Here is a 7,989-nt window from a genome sequence, read left to right on the forward strand (position 1 = left end):
CCCCCCCCCCCCCCCCCCCCCCCCCCACGTCCGGACAGCAAGCAGCACCTATACCTACGGCAACGCTGATTGGCCGGACCTGCTGACAGCATATAACGGGAAGTCCATCACCTACGACGCCATAGGCAACCCTCTGTCCGACGGCACATGGACCTACGGCTGGCAGCACGGCCGCCAGCTGGCGTCCATGAGCAAGACCGGCAGCAGCATCGCCTACGGCTACAATGCCGACGGCAAGCGCATTTCCAAGACGGTCAACGGCACGACGTACAATTATGCCTACCTGGGCGACACTCTGACGGACCTGTCCTGGGGCAGCAACAAGCTGCATTTTATCCGTCCATGTGCGTCTTCGCGCCCAGCAGCGCGGCGTAGGCCGCATTGTGTGCAGACAGCAAAACGCAGCCCCGTTTCAGACGGGACTGCGTTTTGGCCTGTATGGGTTTATATTTGCTTTCGTAAGTCGCGGCGGCTGAAAACCTCGTTCTCCTTGTAGCGCACGCTGTCTGCGGCTGCGGCCTTATCCGCTTCATTGAGCTTCATCTCAATCTCATCCGTCAGCGCGGCCTCAATCTTCTGCTTAGCGTCAGCCTTGGGCGTGATCCCGAGGTGGATACGGCGGACGTCAAGACGCTTTTTATTCATTACAAATTCTTTGAAAAGTTATAAAAGTGACCGTATTCAGAAGAATACGGTCACTTTTGGAGCTTGTGGCCGGATTCGAACCGGCGACCTGCTCATTACGAGTGAGCTGCTCTGCCAGCTGAGCCACACAAGCACATGTGCTTCCGAGGGGAAGTCACAAGCTGTATTGTACCATGTTTTGCCCTGCCCGTCAACCATAAATTTTGTGCTCCGGCAGGGAATACGGCGCGTAATCATGAAGCCCCAGGTGCAGAAAATTTCCTCAGGAGAAACAATTCCTTGCTGCGGGAAGCCAGTTTGAGGGTCTTGACCGGTGAGCCAGAAATGCGTAGCTTTTGTCGAAACGGGGAATTTTCGTGACTTTTCTGACGGGATCGTGAAAGAATTATCCGTTTACATAATGCTTGTTCCGGAAACGCTTTACAAGGAGTTATCCACATTTTCCACAGGGTTTTCCACAAAGGCAAAAACCGGTACAGCGCAATCATTTTCGACAATTTTACCAGCTTTTTACCAGACCGCAAAACAGGGAAGTGCACAGGGAGAAATCCGGCAAATCAGTTTACATAATCACATAATTTCCGGATTTGGGTCAAAAGCTGTCCTTCTTGCAGATATGACAGAGGTTGATGCAGGGCCTCAGCCAAAATACTTGTCACGGAAGGGGACATGGTCCACCTGGAAGCTGCGGCCGCGGAGATATTCCAGCAGGCCGGCGTCCGTGGGGAAGTCGAAGGTCAGGCGATAGGAGTACAGAGCCTGCCGGGTCTCGCCGTACCGGCGGTTGGCGGCGCCGTTACCGTACTTGCCGTCTCCCAGCAGGGGACAGCCCAGGTCGGCCATGGTGGCCCGGATCTGGTGGGTGCGGCCCGTCAGCAGCTGGACCTCCAGCAGGGACAGCTCCCCCCGGGTTTCTAAGGTCCGGTAGCGGGTGACGGCGGTTTTTCCGCCGGGCACCGGCCGGTGATAGACAGACACCTGCTTTTTCTGCTCGTCCTTCAGCAGGAAGCAGGACACCTCGCCCTCCGGGGGACGGGGGCGGCCCAGGGTGACGCACAGGTACCGCTTGTCGATCTCCCGGTCTCGGATCTTCTCATTGATGATGCGCAGGGTCTCGGCGTTTTTGGCGGCGATGACGATGCCGCCGGTGTTGCGGTCGATGCGGTTGCACAGGGCCGGGGTGAAGGCGTTCTCCCACCGGGGGTTCCACTCCCGCTTCTGATACAGATACGCCTGGATGTGGTTGATGAGGGTGTTGACCTTCTCCGTCTCGTCGGCGTGGACCACCAGGCCGGGGCGCTTGTTCAGCAGCAGCAGATTCTCGTCCTCATACACGATGTCCAGGCTGGGCTTGAACAGGGTCAGGAAAAGATTGTCCTCCCGGGGCTTGTCAAAGAACTCGTCGTTGATGTATAATTGCAGAATGTCCCCCTCCTGGAGCCGCTGGTCCCGCTGGGCCCGGGCTCCGTTGCACTTGATGCGCTTGAGGCGGATGTATTTTTGCAGCAGCGCCGGGGGCAGCAGGGGCAGACTCTTGGACACGAAGCGGTCCAGCCGCTGCCCGGCGTCGTTTTTTCCGATGGTGATCTCCCGCATAGAGGGGCCTCCCTTACCGATAGAATTCCAGTCTGCTCTTATTCTACCTTGTTTTTCAAAAAAGTCAAAATATTTGTGAGAAAATGTTTGACAAAGAGAGTGAAATTCAGTATAATACTACTCGTGTCATTGCGAGGTGTACTATGATTCTGAATGTGAACCGGATTCTGCATACCCCCGGCGCCAGCCAGGATTTCCATTTTGAGATGGACTTGTCCGACTTGGAGTTCGGTGGGGAGAGACCCGTGGTTCACCCGGTTGCTGTGGACGGCAGGGTGTATAACCAGGCGGGTGTGCTGCTGTGTGAGCTTCAGGCCAGTACAACGCTTCGCTGCGTATGCGACCGGTGCATGGAGGAGTTCGACTCTCCCAAAACTGCGTCCTTCTCCTGCATTCTGGCGGAGGAGAAGCAGGATCAGGAGAATGACGACATTGTTCTGCTGGACCACGACGAGGTGGATCTGGCGGATCTGGCCAGCACCGCGTTCATCCTCGATATGGACACGAAAACCCTCTGCTCCGAGGACTGCAAAGGCTTGTGCCCAGGCTGCGGCGTGAACCTCAACCGCGAGGCATGCCGCTGCAAGAAGCAGGTCGATCCCAGACTTGCCAAGCTGGCTCAGCTGCTTGCACAGGACGACGAGTGAGAATATGAAAATACATTACTGCTCAGGCAGTTAAGACCAAGGAGGTGTCAACATGGCAGTACCTAAGGGAAAAGTATCCAAGCAAAGACGCAATAAGAGACGCAGCTCCGTCTGGAAGCTGGCGGCTCCCGGTCTCGTGGCATGCCCCAAGTGCGGCGCGCTGCATCTGCCTCACAGAATGTGCCCGGAGTGCGGTACCTATAACGGCCGCGAGGTCAAGCACGTTGAGTCTGTGGCAGCAGGCAAGTAAAATACCGTGTGTCCTTGTCAGGAGGGAAGATTTTCATCTTCCCTCCTTGCTTTTTGCCCAATTTTCGGCTAAAATGGTTGTATATAGATGAGACTGTCGAAAAAACCGGAAATCTTCCGCCATCGGAAAGGAAGATCGTTACAAAAGAAACCCATCAGGGGTGTCTTTCGTTTGCAATCACAGGTTTTCCAGAACTTTTTAAGTTCTGGAAAACCGCACACAGCTTGTCGAAAAAGACTTTTTTGACAAGCTGATATAGATGAATGGGAGAGATCCATATGATGCGTCTGACCTTCCTGATGCTGTTTGGAAATGCCATATTTTACCTAATCCAGGCGGTTTCCTGCTGCCGGATCCTGACCCGGCGCTTTTCTTGGCCGGTGATGGTCCTGGGCTTCGCCGTCGGCTATCTGCTGTTTGTGCTCCCGGCGATCCCGTTTCCGGAGACGGGGATGATACGGGGTATGATTGCACTGGTGAGCTTTCCGCTGGTGGATATGGTGCTGTTCCGGGATAAATGGTACAGGTGTCTGTTCTGCGGCGTGGCGGCGGTGCTGATCATGTCGGCTGCGGATATGATATCGGCAGCCGTTCTGCTGACGCCGGAGCAGCTGCGCCAGGGGCTGACCTTTCAGCCCATCCCGGTGCAGCTGACGTCCTATGCCATCTTCCTGTCGGCGTCGGCGTTTTTCCTGTGGATGTTCACCCTGCTGATGAACCGCTATAAATATCGCCTGTCCGGAAGGGAGTGGGCTCTGTACCTGCTGTTTCCCGTCAGCCAGTGCCTGCTGCTGTATGGCTGGATGATGCTGTGCCGGCTGGATTTCAGCGCCAACCGCATGTGGATTCTGCTGGCGGGGCTGGTTACCTGCGTGGCGGCGGACGCCGCCCTGTTCACGGCGGTTCGCGGTATGGCCCAGCGGGTGGAGCTGCAGGCGGAAAACGACCTGCTGGCCCAGCAGATCGACCGCCAGAAGGAGCACTATGCGGCCATCACGGCCCAGTATGAGAACATCCGCCGGATCCGCCACGACATCGCCAATCATCTGTACACCATGGATCTGCTGCTGAAGGAGGGGCAGTATGCGCAGGCCCAGGACTACTTTGCGGAGGTGTCCCAGGTCAGCCGCTACAAGTCCGACCTGGGCAGCTGCGAAAATCCGGTGGTGGACGCCTTCCTGTATGCCCGGGCGGAGGATCTGAAGGCCCAGGGCTTTGACGTAGAGTTCCAGGTCGCTGTCCCGGCGGAGTGCGGCATCCGGAACGCGGATATGGTGGTGGCCTTCGGCAACCTGCTGGACAACGCGGCGGAGGCCTGCCGGAATGCCGGGGAGAAGCGAATCGCCCTCTCTGCTGGTATGGAGCGGGAGTATCTGCACATCCGGGAGCAGAACCCGGCTCCGGTGGGACCTGTTTCCCATGACCGGCGAATCCCGGAGCTGGAGCGGGGAATCGGGCACCATATCCTCCGGGAGCTGGCCGGGAGGTATGACGGCAGTTTCACCTGCCATGTGGAGCACAATGAATTCCTGGTGGACCTGTTCCTGCGGGAGCCGGAAATGTGACAGGTATATAGATCGCCCCCGCCCGGCATTGCGCCGGGCGGGGGCTGCAGCTATCTATGACAGGATTCAGTTTTTCAGGCTCTGCTCCACGGCAACGGCCACAGCCACGGTGGCGCCCACCATGGGGTTGTTGCCCATGCCCAAAAAACCCATCATTTCCACGTGGGCGGGCACGGAGGAGGAACCGGCGAACTGGGCGTCGGAGTGCATACGGCCCATGGTGTCGGTCATGCCGTAGCTGGCGGGACCGGCGGCCATGTTGTCCGGGTGCAGGGTGCGGCCGGTGCCGCCGCCGGAGGCCACGGAGAAGTACTTCTTGCCCTGCTCGATGCATTCCTTCTTATAGGTGCCGGCCACAGGGTGCTGGAAGCGGGTGGGGTTGGTGGAGTTGCCGGTGATGGACACGTCCACGCCCTCGTGGTGCATGATGGCCACGCCCTCCCGGACGTCGTCGGCGCCGTAGCAGCGGACGTCGGCCCGCTCGCCCTCGGAATAGCGGATCTCGCGGACGATGTTCAGCTTGCCGGTGTAGTAGTCGAACTGGGTCTGCACATAGGTGAAGCCGTTGATGCGGCTGATGATCTGGGCAGCGTCCTTGCCCAGGCCGTTGAGGATCACCCGCAGGGGCTGCTTGCGGGCCTTATTGGCGTTCTTCACGATGCCGATAGCGCCCTCGGCGGCGGCGAAGGACTCGTGACCCGCCAGGAAGGCAAAGCACTTGCTCTCGTCGCTGAGGAGCATAGCGCCCAGGTTGCCGTGGCCCAGACCCACCTTGCGGTCGTCGGCCACGGAGCCGTCGATGCAGAAGGACTGCAGGCCCACGCCGATCATCTTGGCGGCCTCGGCGGCGGTCTTGACGCCGGACTTCAGGGCGATGGCCGCGCCCACGGTGTATGCCCAGCAGGCGTTTTCAAAGCAGATGGGCTGAATTTCCTTGACGATCTCATAGGGGTCGAAGCCCCGGGCCTTGCAGATGTCCCGGCACTCCTCCACGGAGCCGATGCCGTACTGAGCGAGGACGCCATTGATTTTGTCGATTCTTCTTTCGTAGCTTTCAAACAGTGCCATTTTTCCGTCCTCCTCTTATTCCTGCCGGGGGTCAATATACTTGGCGGCATTGTCGAACTGACCATAGTGCCCCTTGGCCTTTTCCAGAGCCGTGGCGGCGTCGTCGCCCTTCTTGATGAAGTCCATCATCTTGCCCAGGCTGATGAACTCATAGCCCACGATCTCGTCCTCCTTGTTCAGGGCCACCCGGGTGACATAGCCCTCGGCCATCTCCAGATAGCGGGGGCCCTTGGCCTTGGTGGCGAACATGGTGCCCACCTGGCTGCGCAGACCCTTGCCCAGGTCCTCCAGGGAAGCGCCAACGGACAGACCGCCCTCGGAGAAGGCGGACTGGGACCGGCCATAGACGATCTGCAGGAACAGCTCACGCATGGCGGTGTTGATGGCGTCGCACACCAGGTCGGTGTTCAGAGCCTCCAGAATGGTCTTGCCGATGAGAATCTCGGAGGCCATGGCGGCGGAGTGGGTCATGCCGGAGCAGCCGATGGTCTCCACCAGCGCCTCCTCAATGATGCCGTTTTTGATGTTCAGCGTCAGCTTGCAGGCGCCCTGCTGGGGAGCGCACCAGCCGATGCCGTGGGTAAACCCGGAAATATCGGAAATCTCCTTGGCCTGGACCCACTTGCCCTCCTCGGGAATGGGAGCCGGACCGTGATAAGCGCCCTTGGCAACGGGACACATATGCTGTACCTCGGTGGTATAGATCATAGCGAATTCCTTCCTTCTAAATAATGAGGGATGTCCTCTTGTACCCCATTATAGCAAGTCTTCCGTGAATTTGCAAGTAATATTCCGAACGTTCCATGCAGCGAAAAAGCGGGCATCCACGCTCCGGATGCCCGCTTTGGCCTAAAAGGGCGTTATTCCGTTGTGTGCTTCTCCTTGCCGAAGTGCAGCTCGCGCATACCCTCCACCTCGTCGCAGATGGGCTTGAGGTTGCAGGAGCCGCAGTCGGTGGGCATACCCTCCAGGATCTTGCTGAGACTCATGGTGATATCCCGGACCGTTTTGGCTTCCTGCTCCAGAGCGGCATAGTCCGCGTCCGGGGCGGTGATGAAAATCAGCTTCACCGCCAGAATGTTGGGATTCTGCTTATACTGGCGGATGAAATCGTTGCCCACGGCCCGGAAGCTGATGCCCTTTTTTAGGGCGGCGCTGCTCAGGCGCACCTGCTCCCGGTTGGACTCGGAGGAGGTGCGGATCATGTATCCCTTGGGGAACACATGGTATTTCACGAAGTCCATGTCCTGGATGGCCCGGAAGGCCTGCTCCGTGTCGTCCTCGTCGTCGGACTCGATGTCCCCCACCCGCAGCAGGGCGATGCGGGCATAGGCGCTGTCGCCCCGGAGCTCCGTGAGGTCGGGGCCGAAAACCAGAATTTCGTCCTGCTCCACCAGCTGGGCGCTGGTGGTGACGCAGGTGAAATTCACGGCGGGCTTGCTGCTGCCGCCCAGCTCATAGGCGGCGTCCCGCAGCATTACCAGCTCAAAGGAGCCTGTGTCCTCCCAGGCCCCCTGGGGGTCATAGGGGCAGCGCCGGGGGGTGGAGGAGCCGGTCAGCTCCTCCACCTTGCGGATGATCGAATTATACAGCTCCATCAGAACTTGATGTCCACTTTCTTCCGGTCAAAGATCTTGTTCACCTGCACATAGGCCCAGCCCAGCAGCTTCTGGTCCAGGTTCCAGAAGTACACCACGAACAGGACGCCGATGATGGCGGAGAAAATGGCCGCGATCTTGCCCAATACCTTCAAAAACTTACACATAGTTGTCTCCTTTCCTCTGCCGCCTGCGGCAGATGGGGCCTAATTCCCTCAGCGGGCCATGCCCTTCTGGCGGGCGTACTCGGCGGCGCCCAGAGCGCCCATCAGCTGGGGGTCGGTCTTCAGGTCGATGACCTTCAGCTTCAGCACCCGCTCGATGGCCTGCTTCAGACCGGCGTTCTTGGCGCAGCCGCCGGTGAGGGTGATGGCGTCGGTGGCGCCGGCCTTCTTGGCCATGACGAAGCAGCGCTTGGCCACGGCCATCTGGATGCCCGCGGCGATCTCGTCCATGGGCTTGCCCTCGCCCACCAGGGTGATGACCTCGGACTCGGCGAACACCGTGCACTGGGCGGTGATGGGGATTACGTTCCTGGCCGTTAGGGACAGGTTGGAGAACTCCGGCAGGCTCATCTCAAAGCTGCGGGCCATGGCCTCGTAGAAGCGGCCGGTACCGGC

Annotated in this window: 10 protein-coding genes, 1 tRNA gene and 1 pseudogene; 4 read left to right on the top strand and 8 right to left on the bottom strand. The window is 58.9% G+C overall.

Annotated elements, in window-relative coordinates; translation table 11 throughout:
- Positions 1 to 496 (top strand): annotated as a pseudogene (locus LKD37_RS16165) (hypothetical protein); the annotation flags it as partial.
- Here LKD37_RS16165 and LKD37_RS16170 read toward each other — a convergent pair.
- The 3 genes from LKD37_RS16170 to LKD37_RS16180 all read right to left on the bottom strand — a co-directional run bounded on the left by LKD37_RS16170 (position 445) and on the right by LKD37_RS16180 (position 2,241).
- Complete coding sequence (locus tag LKD37_RS16170) at positions 445 to 645, bottom strand: hypothetical protein (protein ID WP_302930117.1); 201 nt, start codon at positions 643 to 645, stop codon at positions 445 to 447. The pseudogene LKD37_RS16165 and the gene LKD37_RS16170 sit on opposite strands and share 52 nt — an antisense overlap.
- Positions 646 to 702: 57 nt before the next feature.
- Positions 703 to 778: transfer RNA gene (locus LKD37_RS16175), tRNA-Thr, on the bottom strand.
- A 506-nt stretch (positions 779 to 1,284) separates the two neighbouring features.
- Positions 1,285 to 2,241: an RluA family pseudouridine synthase gene (locus tag LKD37_RS16180; RefSeq protein WP_302930118.1), complete on the bottom strand. Its 957-nt coding sequence runs from the start codon at positions 2,239 to 2,241 to the stop codon at positions 1,285 to 1,287.
- 143 nt (positions 2,242 to 2,384) lie between these two features.
- Between LKD37_RS16180 and LKD37_RS16185 the strand changes: the two genes are divergently transcribed.
- The 3 genes from LKD37_RS16185 (at position 2,385) to LKD37_RS16195 (ending at position 4,703) form a co-directional block, all read left to right on the top strand.
- The gene (locus tag LKD37_RS16185; protein ID WP_302930119.1) at positions 2,385 to 2,888 is read left to right on the top strand and encodes a YceD family protein; all 504 of its coding nucleotides are present in this window, start codon (positions 2,385 to 2,387) and stop codon (positions 2,886 to 2,888) included.
- A gap of 52 nt (positions 2,889 to 2,940) precedes the next feature.
- On the top strand, positions 2,941 to 3,138 hold the full coding sequence (rpmF, locus tag LKD37_RS16190) for a 50S ribosomal protein L32 (protein WP_022177970.1): 198 nt from the start codon (positions 2,941 to 2,943) through the stop codon (positions 3,136 to 3,138).
- A gap of 263 nt (positions 3,139 to 3,401) precedes the next feature.
- Positions 3,402 to 4,703 (top strand): sensor histidine kinase, encoded by a 1,302-nt coding sequence (locus tag LKD37_RS16195; protein WP_302930120.1) that lies wholly within the window; start codon positions 3,402 to 3,404, stop codon positions 4,701 to 4,703.
- A 66-nt stretch (positions 4,704 to 4,769) separates the two neighbouring features.
- Here LKD37_RS16195 and LKD37_RS16200 read toward each other — a convergent pair whose 3' ends face one another.
- The 5 genes from LKD37_RS16200 to LKD37_RS16220 all read right to left on the bottom strand — a co-directional run.
- Positions 4,770 to 5,771, bottom strand: coding sequence for a GGGtGRT protein (locus LKD37_RS16200; RefSeq protein WP_302930121.1), 1,002 nt, complete (start codon positions 5,769 to 5,771; stop codon positions 4,770 to 4,772).
- A gap of 15 nt (positions 5,772 to 5,786) precedes the next feature.
- Positions 5,787 to 6,479 carry an iron-sulfur cluster assembly scaffold protein gene (locus LKD37_RS16205; RefSeq protein ID WP_302930122.1) on the bottom strand — a complete coding sequence of 231 codons (693 nt, stop codon included), beginning with the start codon at positions 6,477 to 6,479 and terminating at the stop codon, positions 5,787 to 5,789.
- Positions 6,480 to 6,631: 152 nt separating this feature from the next.
- Positions 6,632 to 7,369: a carbon monoxide dehydrogenase gene (locus LKD37_RS16210; RefSeq protein WP_302930123.1), complete on the bottom strand. Its 738-nt coding sequence runs from the start codon at positions 7,367 to 7,369 to the stop codon at positions 6,632 to 6,634.
- Entirely contained in the window at positions 7,369 to 7,536 is a 168-nt protein-coding gene (locus tag LKD37_RS16215; RefSeq protein ID WP_302930124.1) for a hypothetical protein, read from the bottom strand. Before LKD37_RS16215 ends, LKD37_RS16210 begins: the two co-directional genes overlap by 1 nt.
- 48 nt (positions 7,537 to 7,584) lie before the next feature.
- The coding region (locus tag LKD37_RS16220) for a BadF/BadG/BcrA/BcrD ATPase family protein (RefSeq protein ID WP_302930125.1) at positions 7,585 to 7,989 on the bottom strand (405 nt) is incomplete at its 5' end.

The organism is Brotocaccenecus cirricatena (genome assembly GCF_020687045.1).
GTDB classification, from domain to species: Bacteria; Bacillota; Clostridia; order Oscillospirales; family Oscillospiraceae; genus Vescimonas; species Vescimonas cirricatena.

Bases quoted from the DNA above. Each gene is read 5' to 3' on its own strand.
- LKD37_RS16170 (WP_302930117.1), bottom strand. From the start codon at position 645: ATGAATAAAAAGCGTCTTGACGTCCGCCGTATCCACCTCGGGATCACG.
- LKD37_RS16180 (WP_302930118.1), bottom strand. From the start codon at position 2,241: ATGCGGGAGATCACCATCGGAAAAAACGACGCCGGGCAGCGGCTGGAC.
- LKD37_RS16185 (WP_302930119.1), top strand. From the start codon at position 2,385: ATGATTCTGAATGTGAACCGGATTCTGCATACCCCCGGCGCCAGCCAG.
- rpmF (WP_022177970.1), top strand. From the start codon at position 2,941: ATGGCAGTACCTAAGGGAAAAGTATCCAAGCAAAGACGCAATAAGAGA.
- LKD37_RS16195 (WP_302930120.1), top strand. From the start codon at position 3,402: ATGGGAGAGATCCATATGATGCGTCTGACCTTCCTGATGCTGTTTGGA.
- LKD37_RS16200 (WP_302930121.1), bottom strand. From the start codon at position 5,771: ATGGCACTGTTTGAAAGCTACGAAAGAAGAATCGACAAAATCAATGGC.
- LKD37_RS16205 (WP_302930122.1), bottom strand. From the start codon at position 6,479: ATGATCTATACCACCGAGGTACAGCATATGTGTCCCGTTGCCAAGGGC.
- LKD37_RS16210 (WP_302930123.1), bottom strand. From the start codon at position 7,369: ATGGAGCTGTATAATTCGATCATCCGCAAGGTGGAGGAGCTGACCGGC.
- LKD37_RS16215 (WP_302930124.1), bottom strand. From the start codon at position 7,536: ATGTGTAAGTTTTTGAAGGTATTGGGCAAGATCGCGGCCATTTTCTCC.